The organism is Paenibacillus sp. 1A_MP2 (genome assembly GCF_052244825.1).
Taxonomy (GTDB): Bacteria; Bacillota; Bacilli; order Paenibacillales; family Paenibacillaceae; genus Paenibacillus; species Paenibacillus vandeheii.
The window spans coordinates 4,904,959-4,924,328 of record NZ_JBQQCS010000001.1; the positions used below are offsets into that span (position 1 = coordinate 4,904,959).

The 19,370-nt window shown below is 47.8% G+C and carries 17 protein-coding genes and 5 pseudogenes; 6 read left to right on the forward strand and 16 right to left on the reverse strand.

Translation table 11 applies throughout. The annotated features are described in order from the left end of the window. Positions 1 to 100: 100 nt before the first annotated feature. A complete protein-coding gene (locus ACTWJ7_RS23890; protein WP_443145936.1) occupies positions 101 to 394 on the reverse strand; it encodes a hypothetical protein in 294 nt (97 codons plus the stop codon). Positions 395 to 761: 367 nt separating this feature from the next. Here ACTWJ7_RS23890 and ACTWJ7_RS23895 point away from each other — a divergent pair, with 367 nt between their 5' ends. Next, entirely contained in the window at positions 762 to 2,198 is a 1,437-nt protein-coding gene (locus ACTWJ7_RS23895) for a hypothetical protein (protein ID WP_301245789.1), read from the forward strand. A 14-nt stretch (positions 2,199 to 2,212) separates the two neighbouring features. On the opposite strand, the gene ACTWJ7_RS23900 is transcribed toward ACTWJ7_RS23895, so the two are convergent. The 4 genes and pseudogenes from ACTWJ7_RS23900 to ACTWJ7_RS23915 form a co-directional block, all read right to left on the reverse strand. Next, positions 2,213 to 2,503: a DUF4269 domain-containing protein gene (locus ACTWJ7_RS23900; protein ID WP_443145937.1), complete on the reverse strand. Its 291-nt coding sequence runs from the start codon at positions 2,501 to 2,503 to the stop codon at positions 2,213 to 2,215. 8 nt (positions 2,504 to 2,511) lie between these two features. Beyond that, entirely contained in the window at positions 2,512 to 2,802 is a 291-nt protein-coding gene (locus ACTWJ7_RS23905) for a DUF4269 domain-containing protein (protein ID WP_443146416.1), read from the reverse strand. A 39-nt stretch (positions 2,803 to 2,841) separates the two neighbouring features. Further along, positions 2,842 to 3,030: pseudogene (locus ACTWJ7_RS23910) on the reverse strand (YwbE family protein); the annotation flags it as partial. Between the two features lie 126 nt (positions 3,031 to 3,156). Further along, complete coding sequence (locus ACTWJ7_RS23915) at positions 3,157 to 3,627, reverse strand: hypothetical protein (protein WP_301879329.1); 471 nt, start codon at positions 3,625 to 3,627, stop codon at positions 3,157 to 3,159. A 203-nt stretch (positions 3,628 to 3,830) separates the two neighbouring features. Here ACTWJ7_RS23915 and ACTWJ7_RS23920 point away from each other — a divergent pair, with 203 nt between their 5' ends. Together ACTWJ7_RS23920 and ACTWJ7_RS23925 are read left to right on the forward strand one after the other, a co-directional pair. Next, positions 3,831 to 4,466, forward strand: a complete 636-nt coding sequence (locus ACTWJ7_RS23920; protein ID WP_301879331.1) for an HlyD family efflux transporter periplasmic adaptor subunit — start codon at positions 3,831 to 3,833, stop codon at positions 4,464 to 4,466. 8 nt (positions 4,467 to 4,474) lie between these two features. Further along, positions 4,475 to 6,014, forward strand: a pseudogene (locus tag ACTWJ7_RS23925) (DHA2 family efflux MFS transporter permease subunit). A gap of 167 nt (positions 6,015 to 6,181) precedes the next feature. Here the strand turns inward: ACTWJ7_RS23925 and ACTWJ7_RS23930 are convergent. Both ACTWJ7_RS23930 and ACTWJ7_RS23935 read right to left on the reverse strand, forming a co-directional pair. Beyond that, on the reverse strand, positions 6,182 to 6,958 hold the full coding sequence (locus tag ACTWJ7_RS23930) for a polysaccharide deacetylase family protein (RefSeq protein ID WP_301879332.1): 777 nt from the start codon (positions 6,956 to 6,958) through the stop codon (positions 6,182 to 6,184). Between the two features lie 123 nt (positions 6,959 to 7,081). Further along, positions 7,082 to 9,106 carry a Na+/H+ antiporter gene (locus ACTWJ7_RS23935; protein ID WP_301879333.1) on the reverse strand — a complete coding sequence of 675 codons (2,025 nt, stop codon included), beginning with the start codon at positions 9,104 to 9,106 and terminating at the stop codon, positions 7,082 to 7,084. A gap of 217 nt (positions 9,107 to 9,323) precedes the next feature. Between ACTWJ7_RS23935 and ACTWJ7_RS23940 the strand changes: the two are divergent. Then, positions 9,324 to 9,622: pseudogene (locus tag ACTWJ7_RS23940) on the forward strand (hypothetical protein). An 86-nt stretch (positions 9,623 to 9,708) separates the two neighbouring features. Here the strand turns inward: ACTWJ7_RS23940 and ACTWJ7_RS23945 are convergent. After that, positions 9,709 to 10,191, reverse strand: coding sequence for a MarR family winged helix-turn-helix transcriptional regulator (locus tag ACTWJ7_RS23945; RefSeq protein ID WP_079347159.1), 483 nt, complete (start codon positions 10,189 to 10,191; stop codon positions 9,709 to 9,711). A 190-nt stretch (positions 10,192 to 10,381) separates the two neighbouring features. Here ACTWJ7_RS23945 and ACTWJ7_RS23950 point away from each other — a divergent pair. After that, positions 10,382 to 10,907, forward strand: a pseudogene (locus tag ACTWJ7_RS23950) (NAD(P)H-dependent oxidoreductase). Positions 10,908 to 11,151: 244 nt separating this feature from the next. Then, a complete protein-coding gene (locus ACTWJ7_RS23955) occupies positions 11,152 to 12,258 on the forward strand; it encodes an FAD-dependent monooxygenase (protein WP_301879335.1) in 1,107 nt (368 codons plus the stop codon). Positions 12,259 to 12,420: 162 nt separating this feature from the next. Here the strand turns inward: ACTWJ7_RS23955 and ACTWJ7_RS23960 are convergent. From ACTWJ7_RS23960 to ACTWJ7_RS23995, 8 genes and pseudogenes are all read right to left on the reverse strand, one after another. Then, a pseudogene (locus tag ACTWJ7_RS23960) lies at positions 12,421 to 14,990 on the reverse strand (beta-mannosidase). 98 nt (positions 14,991 to 15,088) lie between these two features. After that, positions 15,089 to 15,211 (reverse strand): helix-turn-helix domain-containing protein, encoded by a 123-nt coding sequence (locus ACTWJ7_RS23965; RefSeq protein WP_443145938.1) that lies wholly within the window; start codon positions 15,209 to 15,211, stop codon positions 15,089 to 15,091. A gap of 5 nt (positions 15,212 to 15,216) precedes the next feature. Continuing rightward, a complete protein-coding gene (locus ACTWJ7_RS23970) occupies positions 15,217 to 15,687 on the reverse strand; it encodes a hypothetical protein (RefSeq protein ID WP_443145939.1) in 471 nt (156 codons plus the stop codon). After that, a complete protein-coding gene (locus ACTWJ7_RS23975; RefSeq protein ID WP_443145940.1) occupies positions 15,642 to 15,881 on the reverse strand; it encodes a hypothetical protein in 240 nt (79 codons plus the stop codon). Before ACTWJ7_RS23975 ends, ACTWJ7_RS23970 begins: the two co-directional genes overlap by 46 nt. Positions 15,882 to 15,949: 68 nt before the next feature. After that, positions 15,950 to 16,669, reverse strand: a complete 720-nt coding sequence (locus ACTWJ7_RS23980; RefSeq protein ID WP_443145941.1) for a response regulator — start codon at positions 16,667 to 16,669, stop codon at positions 15,950 to 15,952. Continuing rightward, entirely contained in the window at positions 16,666 to 18,165 is a 1,500-nt protein-coding gene (locus ACTWJ7_RS23985) for a cache domain-containing sensor histidine kinase (protein WP_443145942.1), read from the reverse strand. The genes ACTWJ7_RS23980 and ACTWJ7_RS23985 overlap by 4 nt, the downstream gene beginning before the upstream one ends. Then, a complete protein-coding gene (locus ACTWJ7_RS23990; protein WP_443145943.1) occupies positions 18,162 to 18,461 on the reverse strand; it encodes a hypothetical protein in 300 nt (99 codons plus the stop codon). Before ACTWJ7_RS23990 ends, ACTWJ7_RS23985 begins: the two co-directional genes overlap by 4 nt. Positions 18,462 to 18,490: 29 nt before the next feature. Beyond that, positions 18,491 to 19,345: a carbohydrate ABC transporter permease gene (locus ACTWJ7_RS23995; RefSeq protein WP_443146417.1), complete on the reverse strand. Its 855-nt coding sequence runs from the start codon at positions 19,343 to 19,345 to the stop codon at positions 18,491 to 18,493. Positions 19,346 to 19,370: the final 25 nt, after the last annotated feature.

Genomic DNA, 19,370 nt, shown 5'->3' on the forward strand with positions numbered 1-19,370 from the left:
TAATTGCCTGAGGTAGCGAGCAGCAGATCATCATTTACGGCATCGTACAGAAAAAATGAATCGATCAGATTATAAAATCCGATATCGGTCATGAATTTGTTCATAATGCGCTGCTTCGCAATAATATAATCCCCGCTGCCGTATTTGAGAAAAACAGGGAAATAATATCCGGGTCACGCTCGCCCAGACTGTATAAATAACGATTGGTCTCCTGCAGCACGCGCTCGTTCTGCTCCACACTCTTCGCCAGATGATTCATATTGGTGAGAGAAACTTGATCACGTACCACTTTCATGGCGTATACGTTGTTGTAATAAAGCAGCATGAATAGTGGCAGCATGATCAAGGTCAGACCCACAATAAACTTAAAGCGCAGTGAACGGATAAAATTCATGAATTCCCGCCCTTTTGTCTAACCTGATTTTATTTCTTTTGCACATCATTGTAACCGCTATCAAGAAACAGGCAATTCCTCCTGTCTTCTGATGCTCCACCTCTGTATTCCTTCCATCTTCTTCCTTATAATGGCATGTTTATTGTAGTCATACTTGGTTGCGTCTGTCTATGTAGTTCCGTGACCTGTTAGTGTCAATTCTGGTGACTTGCACTTGGCTTACAGTACGTGTACAAGGTTCCATGCTCTAATAAGTTCTCCATCTGTAAAAAAAATCCTGCTCCCTACTCCACGAACGCCCGGTGATGACATGCATACGATATATCACTCCTTGGGTTGACACCAGGGATGGAAGGAGGCATGTCCGATGAATATTCAACTCGTCCCATTGCATTATGTATATCTGGCTTTTATCGTCTTGATTATCGCCGTCATGGTTCGTCGTAGAGATACAACCATCATTTGTGTCGCAGGTATTATGACCATCGGATTTCTGGCGACTGAAACATTAAGCGGATCGGTATCCGGAATCTTCAGCAGTTTTATCTATGCAGCCAAGGAGCTGCTCGGCACTATTTTTATCATCTCAATCATTGTCGCGATGAGCCGGGTGTTAATCAGGACGGGAATCAATGAAGTTATGGTGAAGCCGCTCACCCGGTTCATCCATTCTCCACAGGTCGCGTACTGGGGAATCGGATTCATTATGATGATTGTATCGCTGTTCTTCTGGCCTTCACCTGCCGTTGCTCTGGTTGGGGCTGTACTTCTTCCAGTAGCGGTACGAGTCGGACTTCCACCTATCGGCGCTGCCATTGCCATGAATCTATTTGGGCATGGAATCGCCTTATCAGGGGATTACATCATTCAAGGTGCACCCAAACTGACGGCTGATGCAGCAGGACTCCCCGTTACCTCCGTCATGACTGCAAGTATCCCGCTTGTCATAGTGATGGGAACGGTGTCTACCGTAACGGCATTCTGGATGCTGCGCAAGGAGATGAAATCAGGTTCTACCGTTAAACTTGGTGATCCAGTCTTGGGTGAAGCAGCAGCTGCCCTTCCACCTTCATTAGATTCTGCGCCCGTTTCCGGGGGACCTTCTGTTCAACATCAACCCATGCCGCGCCGTCTGCAAAAGACATTCGCTCTGATCATCCCGTTGTTATTCGCTGCGGATGTCATTCTGATGTTTTTACTTCAACTTCAAGGCGGGGATGCCACAGCTTTAATTGGTGGAACAGCTGTGCTCATTCTGATCGCCGTCTCCCTTGCCGCGCATCGTCATTCAGGTCCGGAAGAAACAACAAACTATTTAATTGAAGGATTCCAGTTCGGATTCAAGGTGTTTGGTCCAGTCATACCGATTGCCGCTTTCTTTTATCTGGGGGATGCTGCGATCACAGAGCTGTTCAACAACCCGCTGCCTGCTGGTTCACACGGTATTGTTAATGATTTGGGGGTAGCTCTTGCCGGGTTGGTTCCACTGAATAATACGGTAGGCGCTATTACGATGACGGTGACCGGAGCGGTCACGGGAATGGATGGTTCGGGGTTCTCAGGGATATCCCTGGTCGGCTCCATTGCGTCTATGTTTGCAGGTTCGGCAGATTCCGCACCTGTACTGACGGCACTGGGTCAGGTCGCCGCCATATGGGTAGGCGGTGGGACCTTGATTCCATGGGCCTTGATTCCAGCTGCTGCCATCTGCGGGGTCAGTCCATTTGAACTGGCACGCCGCAATCTGAAGCCAGTATTGCTGGGATTAACAGTGACTACAATTGTGGCTATCTTTCTGATCTGATCGCGGAAACCATGCTATTCGAACGGAAAGGACGTACGCAGGTGAGCCCAGGACCAAAGCTCATCCTTACTCATTCCGGCCAGATGTAGCATCTCCTCATAGGGGTCTCCCTGAAGTCCCAGTACTGCAGCGAATGCAGGCTCCGTCTTCAAGCCTCCCAGCTTTAGTTTGCGAATCTCCCGATGTCCTGCTGCGCCCCAAAGTTGCAACAATTCCCACTCTACCCGCATGTGAAGATAGGCATTCTGACTGCGTACAGATACGGACTGAGCGAAAATCTCTATAGGCCAGTTTCCAATATCCACACAACAGGTCACATAAGGAAGCTGGCCTGCACGGCCGTCCCCCGTTCACATCGAAAACCTTGCATTTCCCTTAGTTGACGGTGCAATAGGGTTTCAAACGCTTCCAAATCCGCTGCCTCACATAATAGATCAAGATCACTTCCAGGGATATCAATATCAATCGGCACAGTTCCAGACGGATAAGGCTGGTAAGCACCCAATATGCTTAATAATCCGCTAGATTGCAGCACATCATAAGCATCCTGCTGACGCTCGTTACCCGAGGCCAGATGTGTCATTACATCCGCAGTTGTAATCATGTTACAACCTCGGGCACCGGCTGATTCCGACGCTCCTGTAACGACTTGTTTCACACGGCCCACCTGTCCATTAGTCAAACGCACTTTAATTCCATGCGGATGTGTGGGCGATTTGGTTAATAAATCCTTCACGATTCCACGTGTCAGCTTGCCTGTAGGCTGATCTTGCTTGAGCACAATATCCACTTCAAGCCCCGGTTTGATATTTACTCGTTGTTGTCCGTTCATGGGTTTCCCTCTCCTCTTCAACGTATTCCATGTCATGCAGCCATAATTCACAAAGCTTCATCTATTGTAGACGTTTTGGATTGAAAACGAAAGCCATGTGCAACGTTCAAAAACTGAACTAAACGGTCATTCCGTATTTGAAGAGGGATCAGAGGATTTGCTTTTCATCCTTTTCAGAGCTGATCGATACACTTCATCTGCACTCTCTTCAGCTTTATTCGTATCCGTTAATACCGCTTCCTCATCTACTTCAGCAGGTTTGCGGAAATGAAGCAAGGCTTGGCGGTAAGCTTTATCACCGTCTGTCGTCTGCGTCTCTCTTATATGAGGTGAAGGAGGCACTTCCAACGTGGAATCCATCTGGTGAATCTCCGTTTGCCTGCGCTCCTCATGTTCTAAAACCTCTGTATGCTCGGCCTGTTCGCTAATTCGGTCTTCCTTCCGGGCATGATCTTCTTCATGGAGCAGGACAGGCCCTTCATCCACCTCTGCTATTTTGGAAGCTCGTGCTTCTGCCGCCTTGCGGGACGATCTGGAGTTATAAATCATCAGAAACACAACCCCAATAACAACGATTACCGCCAAAATGATCAACATGTGTGCATCCTCCTTATCATCCGCCTGTAGGCAGCCTTAATCAATATATTGGTGCCCTATTCTGCGAATATTATTTCACCTTGTTTCGTATAGAGCGACAAAGTAGCGGGAATGCTCCAAACAGGATTGTCAACAGAAGAAGACTTGCAAAACCGATTGAAGAGAAGATTCAAAGAAAACCGAATTGAGGAGGAGTGATCAGCATGAATTCACGTGCCATTTTGATCAATATCATCGTTATACTGGTGATTTTGGGAGCCGGGGCGGCCGGGATCTACTATTACAACCAATCCACAAGTTATGTTAAAACCGATAATGCGCTCGTAACCGGGCAGCCTATCTCCGTGGCTTCCGCAGTAAGTGGTGAGCTTCGATCCTGGAAAGGCAAGGTAGGTACAACATTTAATGCAGGCGATACCGTCGCCACTGTCTCCGCTGCGGGCAAATCAACATCCGTGACGATGCCTGTTGATGGCACCATTGTACAACAAACCGCTGTCGAAAATTCGCTCGTATCCGCAGGTACGCCCCTCGCACGGGCCTATGATTTCAATAATTTGTACGTGACAGCCAATGTCGACGAGACCGCGATTGATAAGATTAAAACCGGTCAGATCGTAGACGTGTATGTCGACGCTTTTCCAGACACCACTTTGACGGGCAAAGTAGACCAGATCGGACTTGCTACTGCATCCTCCTTTTCGCTATTGCCATCGTCCAATACGAATGCAAATTACACCAAAGTAACACAAGTCATCCCGATCATCATTACGATCGAAGGATATAAAGGACTGGGTGTGGTTCCCGGCATGAGCGCTACCGTGCGCGTTCATATCTAAGGCTGCTGATGGAAAATCAAGTGCCACTTGGAAAAACCATCGCTGTCCTGCTGCTCGGCGCATTTATCGCCATTCTGAACCAGACTTTGCTCAATGTAGCCATCCCCCATCTGATGAATGACTTTAACGTCTCGGCAACGACCGTGCAGTGGCTGTCTACAGCCTACTTACTGGTGAACGGGGTACTCATTCCGATTACCGCCTACTTGATCGAGTCGTTCGGGACCCGCAAATTATTCGTGACCGCGATGCTGTTATTTACGCTGGGTTCGTTGATCTGTGCCATCAGTCCTGGATTTACGGTCATGCTCATCGGTCGTATCGTACAAGCCAGTGGGGCCGGGATTATTATGCCTTTGGTTATGAATGTGTTTCTGACTGTTTTCCCTCCAGAGAAACGGGGAACGGCCATGGGCACGATGGGTATTGCCATGATGTTTGCCCCGGCTATTGGTCCAACCTTATCCGGATGGATCGTGGAACATTATACATGGCGGATTCTGTTCTATATGGTCATTCCGCTCGCCTTGCTTGATATTTTGTTTGCCTTCATCTGGCTAAAAAATGTGTCCAAGCTTACTTCACCGAAATTTGACGGGTTTGGCGCGTTATTCTCCACGATTGGTTTCGGCTTTCTGCTCTATGGATTCAGCTCTGCCGGAGATAAAGGCTGGACCAGCGCGACTGTGCTGTTGACATTGATTATCGGTGTGCTCTTCATCGTTTTCTTTGTCCTCAGAGAGACGGCCATGAAGAACCCTTTGCTGGAATTTCGCGTATTCAAATACGATATCTTCACCATCTCGACGCTGGTCAGTGCAACGATTAACATGGCACTCTTTGGCGGAATGCTGCTGTTACCGATCTATCTGCAAAATATAAGGGATCTCTCCCCTGCAATCCGGTTTGTTGCTCCTGCCAGGCGCATTGTTAATGGGCGTCATGTCTCCTATCTCAGGTGCCTTGTTTGACCGGATCGGCTCTCGCCCCCTCGCCATTGTCGGTTTGATCATTACCGCCATCTCCACCTTTGAGTTTAGCAAGTTGACGGGGGAGACACCCTACGGTCACATTATGATGCTATACACATTCCGTAGTTTCGGGATGTCCATGCTTATGATGTCTGTCCAGACAGAGGGGTTAAACCAATTACCGCCTCATCTCACAAGCCATGGGACGGCCATGTCCAATACGGTAAGGCAGGTGGCAGGCTCAATCGGGACCGCTTTGCTTATCACCGTGATGGCGACACGTGCAGGCATTCATTTGGCGGATTACAGCAACACGGTCACCACAACCAATGCAGCATTGACCGAACAAGTCGGCATGCTCGGTACGCAGATGGCTACTGCGGCTGGAATGCCGCCTGAGCAAGGTTCCAGTCTCGCATTACAGCAGCTCTATGGTATTGCTGTTCAGACGTCAACAATTGAAGGCATTAATGATGCTTTCATTGTAGCAACCTGGATTTCGATCATTGGTCTGTTTCTATCGCTGTTCCTGCGGAGGGCTCGCTCTCGTCCTCGTAAAGTCAAGCCTGAGCGCTGAATTTCACTGGCAACCCAATACCCTATATACACCTGGGGATAACAGTGAACGGAAGGTTGTTCTGTCATCGGAGTGGCAAGTGTAAATATTCTTTAGTTCAATTTATATATTGAAACGATAAAAAAACCGCAGTCTCTTCATCAGAAACCTGCGGTTTTTGGCTTGAACTATGGATGCTGAGGTAAGGATGAATTGTCATCCTTGGCAGCCTCTCTCGCCTTGACTGCCAGTAGTTCCGATACGGTTACAAAACGATATCCCTGCTCCTTGAGCTTGGGCAGAATCGTTTTGAGCGCCGTTATCGTCTGCGACTTGCCATCCACCTTGTCATGAAACAGAACGATATCCCCGTTACGTGCGTTCTTCAGCACTTTGTTCACAATGGCTGATACACCTGGTGAAGCCCAATCACGTGTGTCCTGATGCCAGGACCATAACACGATCGTATAGCCTTGCTGCTTGGCGACCTGAATGACCATGTCATTGTAATAGCCTCCCGGTGGCCTGAACAACGTGGGACGCTGCGCCCCTGCTCCAACAATGGATTTCTCCGCTATGTTTATTTCATGGCTGTACTTATCCGCCCTTGTAGATCTGACCGCGTACGTATGTGCATACGTATGATTGGCGATTTCATGTCCTTCCCGCTGCTCCTGCTTGATCAGATCAGGAAACTTTTCGGCCCATTTGCCAAGTACAAAAAAAGTGCCTTTAGCCTGATACTGCTGTAGCAAAGCCAGAATCTGCGGGGTTTGGACCGGATCTGGCCCATCATCAAAGGTCAGTGCGATGAGTTTGTCATGCGTGGGAACCTCCCACACAATCTCTCCCCGTTCCTCATAATACTGTCGATTCTTCTGCACAGGTTTCGCATAGGCAGAACTGCTGCCAAGCAAAATAATCAGCATACACAATCCGATGCATCGGGCTGCCTTCAGGTTCATGTTCATGTCCTCTCTTTATCTTCAAACGTAAACTCCCTGTTAGCATCTCCCGATTCACCAGAACTATTTAATGAAATATCTGATGAATGAACTGCCGTTCCACAATTGTACAAATTCTAATGATCAAGTGTTTTTCAGCGCAGTGGCTTCCACATCATTGATGAATCGGCGGAGTTTTGCGGCCACCTCGCGATTGATTTCGCCATTTTCGTATAATTGCTGTATGGTATTACGCTGCTCCTGCATCGCCACCATTTGCAATTCAAGCTTATCCTGATCAAATGGATCTTCGGTTTTGCCCTGATTCCAGGTACGCAATTTGGCAATGACCCGTTCATATCTGGAGATGACCGAAAGAGCTACAATCCGGTTACTGTCGTTCATATGGGCACGGATCGCCTTGATCGCCGCTTCCGAGGTTCGCATCTTCACTTGACGGAACAGCTCCGCATTCTCGATCATAAACGGCTGATCCGGTTTCCGTGAACGATGGGTAAACACATGTCCAAACACTCGCCCAATTTCACTGAGTGAGAACATCATCTGGGTATTCGTACGATTCGCAAGCATCATTTCCTTACGATCCAACCAGCTATTACATCTAAAGGCTGCTTCCGAAGCAATTACGTTTTCGTCCATCATATTCTCGATTTCCTTGCGTTCAGCCCGGGTAGCGATGAGATTAATTGCTGTTTCCTGTTTCAAAATGTCTTTGCGCTTTCCAGCAGTAAGCTCGCCAGCCGCCTGCCTGATATATTTCGACAGATCAGAAACTACAGCAAGCGCAGCAGCCTTGTTCTCGTCGTTCATTTCCGACTTGACTGCGCGAATGGCAGCGTTCAACATAATATCCTGTGCTTTTTTTTCCGTCGTTTGCGGCGCACCTTCCTCCGCTTTCTCTTCGTTCTTCGCAAGAATAGGAAGGAACACACTTGCAGCAATCAGAGTGAACAGAATCACACCTGCCGCCAGGAAAATGATCAGATCCCTTTCAGGAAAAGGAGACCCATCCTGGAGAACATAAGGAATGGAGAATGCCCCCGCCAATGTTACAGCCCCTCTCACACCTGAAAGGGTAATGATCGTAATCTCTTTCAGCCGGGGCGTCCCGCTCGACAACTCCTCACCGGAATTTTCATTTCCTTTCCAGAACAGATAGATCCAGACGAAACGAAGGACCAACAATAAGATTGAAATTAGGCCCACATAGCCAAGTACTTGCAAGTTATCAAATGAAACATTTTCGAAGATGGTACTCAGCACATCAGGGATCTGTACCCCAAGAATGACAAAGACCAAACCGTTCAAAATAAATAAAATCACAGACCAGGTGCTGGCAGACACGACCTGCATCTTCAGTTGTACAGACTCTGTCCGGTCACGCTCAATGGCGTGAATGATCCCGCCAGCGACTACCGCCAGAATGCCCGAAACACCGACCTCTTCACTCACCAGATAAATAACGAATGGTGTTAAGATTTGCAACAGCATATGAATGGTCACATCTTCCATACCTAGACGGCGAATCCAGACACCCAGTCGGATCAACAGTAAGGATAACAAGGCACCAATCAACAACCCACCAATCGCGATAAGTATAAAACTGAATGACGCCTGAGCCAGGGAAAATACACCCGTCACCGTGGCGGCAATCGCAAATTTGAATGCAACCAGACCGGATGCATCATTCATTAATGCTTCTCCCTCCAGAAGCCTATGTATGCTCTTGGGCAAATGCACACGACCTGCCATGGCGCCTACAGCCACAGCGTCTGTCGGGGACAGTATTGCCGCAAGTGCAAAAGCCGCAGGTAGCGGAATGGTTGGAATAAGCCAGTGAATAGCGTACCCTGCAACGACAACCGTGACAAATACAAGGCCCAAGGCCAACAACAAGATGGGTGCTCTTAGATTCCACAGCTCGTGCCTAGGCGTTCGCTTCCCGTCGTTGTACAGCAACGGAGCGATAAAAAGCACGAAGAACAATTCCGGATTCAGTGGCAGATGCACACCCGCAGGTAATAGTGCTATGGCTACACCAAGAACAATTTGAATTAGCGGAATAGGGATAAAGGGTACAAACCGGTTCAAAATATTCGATAAACCGATCAGTACCAGCAAAACAAGCACGGCAATAAAAAGTTCCATGATGACAATCCCTTTCCGAGTAATAAAGTGGTGAAACCTTTTTTGTATAGCCTTATTTTAACATAAACCAAAGTTGATTATAAAAATATTGTCATATTCCAATACCAACCCAAAGCGATTGGACCAATAGCCTGGTTGAAGATTTCTGATTGGTTCTGTTTATAAGATGTTACAATATGCACAGGACAATACCCGTTTGGAAAGGAACTTGGTGTATATGGCATTTGGAATTAAACGACAGGAGCTGGCCGAGTGGAAAGAACGTGTATCTCGTGGCGATCTTGCCTATCTCACTCATTTTTGGATTGACAACCGTTTTCCGGGCATTACCAGTGTGACCAAAGTGGGTTGTGCGGATCTGAATCGGCTTGAACATTGGTGCACGGAACATGGACTGGACCCACGATACATTCATCGGCGTCAGCCTTTCCCCATTTTGACCTGCTCGGTAAAAAACAAAAGGAAATTCTCATTCAGGAAGGTCTGACCGACCACATTCAACGCTTCCATCTCTGATTGAAAAAATAAAACGCCAGCCTTCAAGGTTTCAAGTCCCAGAACGGACTCAAATTCTTGAAGACTGGCGCTTTACACACCCATATTTAGCGATGCGTTTGCTCCAGTGCTTTCATTTTTTCCAGCAGTTTCAACTCAATCTTCTTCAGCATGCCGAACATCTGCAGTTGTTCCTCTTCCGTAAGCGCCTGCAAAAGTTCCCACGTCATTCGACCGCGATTATTAATCAACGTTCTTGCAAGCTGCTTCCCATCTTCCGTTAAGGACAACCATACAATTCTTCGATCCTCTTCGCTGCGCACCCGCTGGATCAGACCTTCGCTCTCCAGTTGATTGAGCACAATTGTGGTTGCTCCTGAAGATAGACTAAGTTGTCTTGCCACATCTACAGCCATGCAGCGCTCTTCACGTAAAATCATGCCCAATATATGACTTTTCGTCGGATTTAATTTGCAGTTTGTTTCATTCTTTTGCTGCTGATCCAATACCTTATTTTTATATCTGAAGAAGGCCTCCAACAATTGATCGACATTTGCCAATTGAGAGTTTCGCTCCGTGTCCGGGCTCATAAACGTTCCTCCTACCTTTGATCATTAACCTACCTTATATTGTAACATATTTGTACTATTTTGTTTGTGAAAAATGCGCTTGTTTCCCAAAACCCTTTACTTGTCTGTAAAGTTCATGCTTATTTTGCGGTTTCATGTGACAAGCTACCTTATAGCATGAACAGATAACCATACAAGGAGGAATCAAGCAATGAACATTTATATTGTTTTCGATAGTGAAGGCGGCCATACACGGGCGCTCGCCGAAATCGATTGCTGCTGGCGCAGCCAGCGTACATGGTGCAACCGTTCATTTGCATTCCACAGAAGAAGCCGACATCTACAAGCTGGTGGAAATGGACGCCATTATTTGGGGCTGCCCAGGCCATTTTGGCTCCATCAGCTCCGGGTTGAAAAAGTGGATCGACAAGCTGGGTTACCTGTGGGCTGAAGGCAAACTTGTAGACAAAGTTGGTGCGGTGTTCTGTACCATCGCCACCGAGCACGGTGGACTGGAGTCAACCTTGATTCATTTGCTGACACCTATGCTTCATCAGGGGATGATTATTATCGGCCTGCCTGGAAACTTTGCAGATAACGCTCTATATGGCTCCTATTATGGTGTTGGGGTGACTTGTCCGGTGGACAGTGATGATCTGCTGAGCGAACAGGGCATAGCATTGGGTAAAGCTCTAGGAGAACGCGTGGCTCGCATAACCAATCGATTGATCACATAGAAATGAGAGTAGTTCCCCATTGCTATCCTTATCAAGCCTGCGCACATAAGCAGTGAAGGATTACTGCAGGCTTGAACTCCCCTCACTATAGAGAAATAGAATGATTCTATTGCAAAATTGGATTGGATTTGTTTATAATAACGTATATCTTTAAAGTTACTTTTAGTTACTTAATGATTTTTATAAATCTGTTATTATAAAGTAATACGATATTCATCCATTATATTGCAAGGGAATTTTACACATGAATCAAAATTCGCATTTAAAAACTGATGTTTGTATTGTGGGAGCTGGCCCCGGAGGGGCGCTACTTTCATTCCTGCTGAAAAGGCAGGGAATATCCACCATTTTGATCGAGCGCCAGCCGCACCTGCTTAAGTCGTTCCGTGGGGAAGTGCTTAATGCAGATGGTGAGGCTATACTGAAAAAGCATGGGTTATACCCTGCTGTCACCCAGCGTGGCGTGCTTCCCCTGGAGCAAATTCAATATTGGGAGAATGGCCAGATCATTCAGACCATTTTTCCTGGAGAGCAAGAATCCCATGTGGGCATTCATGTGCCGCAGGATCATCTGCTGGAAGTCATCGTGTCACAATCACAGAAGCAGGAAAACGAACAAGTTCTTTATAATACGATTATGACTGGGTTGCTGCGAAATAAGGCTGACAAGACGATTGGTATCAACATTCGGCAAGAAGGACGGCCTGCTTCCATTGAAGCAGCTGTTATTGTTGGTGCGGATGGCAGATATTCAGCTGTACGCAGACATGCTGGTCTGACCCCGGAGGCCCGTAAACATGGGTACGACCTGTTATGGGCTCGAATTCCTGCTCCAGCAGGCTGGGAACCTGCTGTTCGGATGGCGAGTATGGACGGTCAGCAGTTGGCGTTATTCTCACAATTCGGAGGTTTCGTGCAGATCGGATGGAACATTCCGCAAGGGTCCTTCTCCAAGCTGCGTGAACAGCCTTTCGCTCCCTTTGTACAGAAGCTGGTGGCAGCCTTCCCCTGTCTCGCTGATTCGGTAGCTGCACATATCCAGACCTGGAGTGATTTTGTTTTGTTATCCGTAGAGAGCAGTTTCGCTGAATCGTGGGTGCAGGACAATGTGGTCTTGCTTGGCGATGCCGCTCACACCATGACTCCAACGGGTGCTTTTGGATTAAATGCAGCATTGGAAGATGCGGATGCGCTCGCTGAACTGCTCATTGAAATGGCAGCTGATCAATTCACTTCCACTGAACGTTTACATGAGCTTCAGGCCAGCCGTGAAGAAAAAGTGAAGCAGCAGTTGGCCAGACAACTGGAAATGGAGTCTTCGTTCCAGCAGCGGTACGAATCTTTTCTATAATAGAGCGTGTATTCACTCACAGCGCCTATAATCAAACAGCCGACTGTTCCTGAGGGGAATAATCGGCTGTTTTCTTCTTTATGGGCTAACCTGCGTGTATCCATCCGTGAACCTGATTTCCAAATGGTATGTCTGAAAAATTATAAAAAAACGTAACAGGAATCAGGCTTCCCTACCATTCATGGCGCTCACCCTTAGCTCATTCATAGGTAGAGACAGCTTTTCGGGATGACGTAATCTCACCGTACGGCTCTCACCAGGAAGAAGATCGAAATAGTTATCACTGAAACGAACACGACCAAGGGGCAACTCGAGCTTCACCAACCGTGCAATTGCACCAATGGCCGTAACGGATACGGATTGTTCTTCTTCGTTCACATGTACACTGAGCTGCGCTGGAAGCAGATTAACATCCTTCGGATCACGTAAGAAATATCGATTCAGTGGCGCAGTGAAACCTTCTGCGACCAATTCAACCAATACTTCTTCTGCCAAGCTACCTCCCAATACCTCCGCTTCGCTCATCTCGGCAATGCGAGTAGAGCATTGTGAACCTGTCTCTACATGATGCGAGCTGGAATATACTTTTTCCCCATTCAGTCCATAGACATTAAGTCGAAGCTGTCCCTCAACGTCTCCCGTGTATCATTCACGACCCATAACGTAAGAGGCTCACCCGGTTCATGTTCCAGAGACAGCAGTATCGGATGAAAGAATACTTTTCCATAATAAAAGGAGGCCTTCGGCAGCAGCTCGTAGTCAATCATCGACCAACTTGTGCCTGGCCAGCTATCATTCAGCTGCCACACAAGAGCTCCACTATTGCGGTGATTAATTCGCCGGAAATGTTCAATACCGTACCGTAGTCCTTCCGCCTGTGTCAGCAACGAGTAATTCATGTATTCCTCAATATTTTGCGGAATGCCTGTATATCCTTCCATTAGAAGAATGCCTTTCTGATGATTGGTATCCTTATTCCGATAGGCCATTTCGGGGCTTCCCCAATAGAACTGCCCTGCGGGCATATTTTTCTCCAACGTGTAGCGGTTGGCCGAGGCATGCATGCCGAATTCACTGCTGAACAGGGCATTATCCTTTTTATAATTTTTGAAAGTCACGCCCTCAATACTGTAGTCCAGCAGTGGTGGCTCGCCGTGTTTACGAGGATAGACGGAACCATGCCATACCTGCCAGTTATGACGATCCCCCACATCCGGATCATTGGCATCATTGCCTTGACTGTCCCCATACGGTGAGGAAGGCCAGTATGGACGAGATGAATCCAGACGCTCCAGCACTTCCGGGATCAGCTCATGGTAGATCAGCTCTCCATAGAAGGGGCTGGTAATATCTCCACTGGCAGACTTCATGTCATAGAGCCAGTCAATTTCGTTATTGCCACACCAGAGTGCAAGCGAAGCACGATTGCGCAAGCGCAGGACATTATTTTCAACTTCATTTCGTACATTGTTCATGAACTCCCGATTGAAGTCTGGGAATAAGGCGTTGGCAAAAGCAAAGTCCTGCCACACCAGTATGCCTTGCCGATCACATTCATCATAGAAGATGTCCTTCTCATATATACCGCCTGCCCAGACACGCAGCATATTCATATGCCCTTCCACGGTCAGCTCGATCAGCTCACGATACCGGGAGGCAGGGATGGCACCAATCAGATGGTCGGCTGGAATCCAGTTGGCTCCCTTTGCGTACACCCGCACTCCGTTCAGGATAAACGTAAACGCATCCTCACCCTGTTCATTATGAAGTGCTAGTTCAATGGTTCGTACACCGTAAGGCTCGTTGTATTGATCCACTTCCACTCCATCTGCAAATAGAGTAACTTCCAGCCTATACAAGTAAGGCTCACCCAAATCATGCGTCCACCATAATTGCGGTGAATCCAATTTTAGTATTGTATCTGCGAGACCATTTTCCACAACGACTTCAGCAGACCGTGCCACTTCCTGACCACTCGCGTCCAGTAAACGTATATCACATGACAAAACCACAGCTTTTTCACGTTTGTGTCTGCTGCGAAAAGACAATACAGACTTCACATCCGCAGTGACATGGACAGTCGCTTGCTGCTTGCTCACTGATTCGGTACGTGCAAATACGTTCTCCAGCTTTGCGATTGTTCGTCTTTCCAGCCGTACCCTGCCCCAGATTCCTACAGTGACCATTCGCGGTCCCCAGTCCCAACCGAAATTCATCGCAGCTTTGCGCAGCCAAGGCCGTTCCTTCGTATACGAAGACCAGTCGAACGTTTCCTTGTCTCTGTGATGTAGATAAAGGGGGTCGAACTTGACCGCTATGGCGTTCCAGCCATTACGAACCAGTGTCGTCACATTGAACGTGTGGGACATGAGCATATTAGCCGTTTTTCCAACTTCATGTCCGTTCACATATACGGTGGCGTACGTATCCAACCCATCGAAGACCAATTCGAAATACTCCTCCGCTTCCCCATCTTTCACCAGATTGAAGTTGGTGCGATACCACCATTCCTTCTGCTCGATCCAACGACTCTTGGCATCGTTATGCCCATAGTAGGGCGGATCAATGATGCTGCGTTCAACAAGAGCAGTGTGCACATCCCCTGGCACCTCCGCTCCAATCCAGAATCGATCATCCAGCGCTGCTGCTGCAACATCCATGGCCCGCTTTTCCCCGACCTCGAAATGCTGAATCTTCCATTGTCCTGACAAATCCTGACTTAAATTATTCATCTTCACGCCTGCCTCACTCCCCAGTTTGCTTGGTAATTAAATATCGAAAACGTTTGCAAAAAAATATGACTGCGCTTGCTATTTTCCTCTGCTAACCTTTAATGTTCAGAAGTCTTGTACGACACTGACTCCTCACGATACTCGCTCGGAGTCATGCCCGTATGTTTTTTGAACAGCCTGCTAAAATACTTAACGTCCTCGTATCCGCTGATGGCGGCCACTTCACTTACTTTCGCGGGGAAACCGCCAGCATGTCCATCGCGCGCCGAATTCGCATACTTGTTACAAAATCACCAAACGTGACGCCAGTTTCCTTCTTAAACAGTTCACTGAGATGACCCGGATGCAGATGAACCTGACCTGCGACATGTTGTAGGCTAAAATCCTGTACCGATCCGGATTCCATATAAGTAATAGCCTTCTGTACATGGGTAGTCCGTCCTTGCCCCATCTCGCTGTGATAGGTATGCATCAGTTCATATAAATGATGAAAAAGCAGATCCCGAAGTTCACCAGCATCGGCATTCGAGTCTGGCCTCCATGGTTCGAACCGTTCCAGGTCGTCTCTTCCAATGGCACGCATGGTACGAATCAACCAACGCTGTCCTGCATTCACCGCAGCATGCAGACAGGCATTGAAAGACTCTGGCGTTACTTCGGGTCCATCAGGAGTGCATCCACCAGTTTTCGTGTCCATGTGGTCAGCATAATTGAATCATTATCCATTAACAATGTTCCCAGCGTGGTTTCTTCCTCATGTTGAAGGACGGTTTTACCTCCTGTGCGGTGTAAAACATCTTCATATTGCCATATCCTATCCTCAAGTAACCCATGGTAACGATATGCGAAGGACGCCGTTCGGTAGCTCTCATGCAGAAGCTGGACCTCCATGCAGGGTCTACCTACTGCTGCACGCAAAGTACATTTTAACAATTGCTCTATCCGTGTTAACGCAATGCTCAAAGTAAATTGGAAATCCTGTTCATATGGGGCAGCTTTACAACACAGATAATCCGGTCCTTTTGAATGTGTGCAACTGCACCTGGCAGAACATCCTCCAGCATATTTTGCACGGCAAAGTTTAGCAAAGCAGCCGAGGAACGATTCCACCCCGCAGCTTTCAAGATTAGAATCTGTCTCTGCATATGCTCCATGTCTGATGATAATTCGGATTGCCCAGTCATTCCGGATTGGAGAAATACAGGACAAGGACTAGATTTTACGTCTCCCTCAATGATCCATTCTGCGAACAAGCGCTGTTTGTTCTCTCGCAGCAGCTGCCCTTCTCTTGATTTCTCAGCCCAACGTTCGCTAATCCGTTGTTTGGCCTGAAGCACTGTCTTGATAATTTCTTCCGGCTTACTCGTCTTAAGCAGATAATCTGTGACACCTTGACGAATCGCTTGCTGAGCGTAAGAGAAGTCATCGTATCCCGACAAAATAAGGACCTCGAGTTCCGGCAGCATATGCAGCCCTTCCTCTGCCAGTTCAAGCCCCGTCCTTCCCGCCATCCGAATATCAGTCATCAAAATATGCGGCCTCTCCTCAGCCATGCGTGTTAAAGCCTCTTCTGCCGAGGCTGCTGGTGTAAGCAGCTCAATCCCCAGTTCCTGCCAAGCGATTACACTGGCGAGCCCTGTGCGGATAATGACTTCATCATCAACAATCAGTAATCTCATGGCAATTCCTCCAAGATTGGAATGGAAAATGAAATTCGGGTTCCACCTCCGACTCGGCTGTCCACTTCGAGCTGCGCCTCAGCTCCATAATGAAGCAGTAGTCTTTCGTTCACATTGCGGAGCCCGTAGCCCCCTTGCTTCATAGGCTCTTTTTCCGTCCGATGGTGGTTTGAATCATGCTGCTCTTCCTCATCCAATGACAAAAGGCTGCTTCTGACATATTCCAGTCTGTCCCGCCCCATGCCAGCCCCGTCATCCAGAACAAGCACACTCATTCGTTCCTGTTCTTGCCGAATCATGATCGTAATTGTGCCCATACCTGCTTTCGGCTGAATTCCATGAATCATGGCATTTTCGACGAGTGGTTGGAGCAGCAATTTCAGCATCATTCGCTGTTCAAGTGCCTGATCAACAATATAATGTACGGCGAACTTGTCGGGAAAACGGATGGACTGCACACGTACATAATGGCGAATGTGGGTAATCTCCTGCCCTACAGGACAATAATCTCTACCCTGATTCAAGCTGATACGCAAAAAATCACTTAATCCCTCGACCATCTCTGCGATCCGCTTTTCCTCAGACATCAAGGCAATCCAGTGAATGGATGAAAGGGTGTTATACAGAAAATGAGGATTGATCTGCGCCTGAAGTGCTCTGAGATCAGCTTCCTTCTTGCGGGCTTCACCACGGATAACCTCTTTTTTTAATATCTCAATATGTGCACCGAGCAAATTATAACTCTCTCCCAGCTTGCCGATTTCATCATCACTTTCCGATCGGAATAGGGGCAGCGGGCGATCCGGGTCCATTCGGGACAGATGTCTTGTAAGAACTCGCAGCGGCCTTGTGATTCGTCGCACCGTAAACCAGACAAGTCCTGCACTGATCGCAGCAGACAGGCTCACTGCAACGGCAGTGAGGATAAGAATATAACCGTTTTCGGACTTATACTGATCATAGGGAACCGTTCCGGCCAGCGTCCAGCCTGTCAGCTGTTCCGGATAATACAGCAACGTACGTTTCTCATCGCCGCTGCCATATGTAGCGGTTCCCCTTCCTTCTTCTTGAATCAGCGTTTGTACCTCAGGCTCGATCTTTTCCAATGACAGTCCAAGACGGGATTTATCCATGGAAGACAAAATCTCTCCAGTGGAGCCGATCAGTTCCAGCCGACCTTCACCCTTACCTAGTCCCAGCGCCGCCCATCCTTTCGAGATGGCCTTCTCATCGAGACTGATCGCCAGCCATCCGATGGGGCGATAATCATGAATACTGCGAATGGGTCGAACCATGGTAATTACATTTTGGATACCGGCATAATTCTGAACCGGATATACGCCAGTCCAAGTTTTAACTGCATCCCCATGTGGAGCAGGAGGATACGATACATTGGATGATTCATACCAAGTAGCCGTAGAGAGAACCGCATCAAAACGATCCGGATAGATGGCAATGTTGGCAATATATTTTTTGGAAGCGGCCAGATTCGTCATCCTGCCAAAATATCCACACGCTCCTGCACATCGTCCTCATTGCTACTTAAATACTGCTGTATGTCTCTTTCTCCAATCAGAAAAATCGACAGCGTCTCGACATCCTGCAGCATATAACGCAAATTCGCTTCCACCTGCTTCAGTGTGTCCATGCCCGAAAGCTTTGTTTTTTGTTCTGTGATGCGGGAAGAGATGAGAAAAGCGAACAGCCCCAGTGCCAGCAGCGGTACAATCATGGAAGCCGTAACCACCACGGACAACTTCCGTTGCAATGAAGATGTTAGCCAGCGTCCCACATCTTTCCCTCCTCTGGATGCGCTTTCGTTTATCCTTTGACTGCTCCGGCCGTCATGCCTTTCATGACTTGTTCCTGAAATACCAGATATAGAATGATGGTCGGGATTACAGACAAGGTCATGGCAGCAAGAGTCAGGCCGTAATCGGTCTGATATCCGTCGGCAAAATTGGCGATCGCGAGCGGTAACGTTTTCAAACCTGTTTTGTTAATAAACACGAGTGCGAACGAAAAGTCATTCCACGCGTGCAGAAAACTCAGAATAGTGACCGTTGACAAGGCAGGTACGGACATGGGAAGCATGATCCGGGTAAACAGCCCCCATAGACCTGTTCCATCTATAAAAGCAGCCTCTTCAATATCACGTGGAATACTGGTTAAATAAGCTGTCAGCACAAATATCGCGGTTGGCAATGCAAATGCGGTATACGGCAATATCAGTGCCCAATACGTATTCAGCAGAGACATCTGTTTCATCAAAATAAATAACGGGACCAGTGTACTGTGAATGGGAATCAGCATGCCTACAACGAAGAAAGTCATGATTAGCCCTTTCCAGCGAAACTGGAAACGCGCAAGTATAAATGAGGCCAGCGCTGCAATAAACAGCGTTAAGATAAGCGAACCTACAGATACAACCAGGGAATTGCCAAAAGCGGTTCCCAGCTTGGAGCTTTCCCAGGCATTGCTAAAATTTTCGACGTTCCATTTTCCCGGCAGCCCGAAGGGCCTGCTATAGAACTCTTCATTCGTTTTGAATGCACTGATCACAAGCCAGTAGAACGGATACAATGTTAAAATACCATAGACCGTCAACAGCGTCCAAACAATTCCACTACCGAATCGGCGTACCGGGTAGCCAGAAGTATTCCCTGGTGTTGGCATCGATAAAGGTGTAACACTCATTACA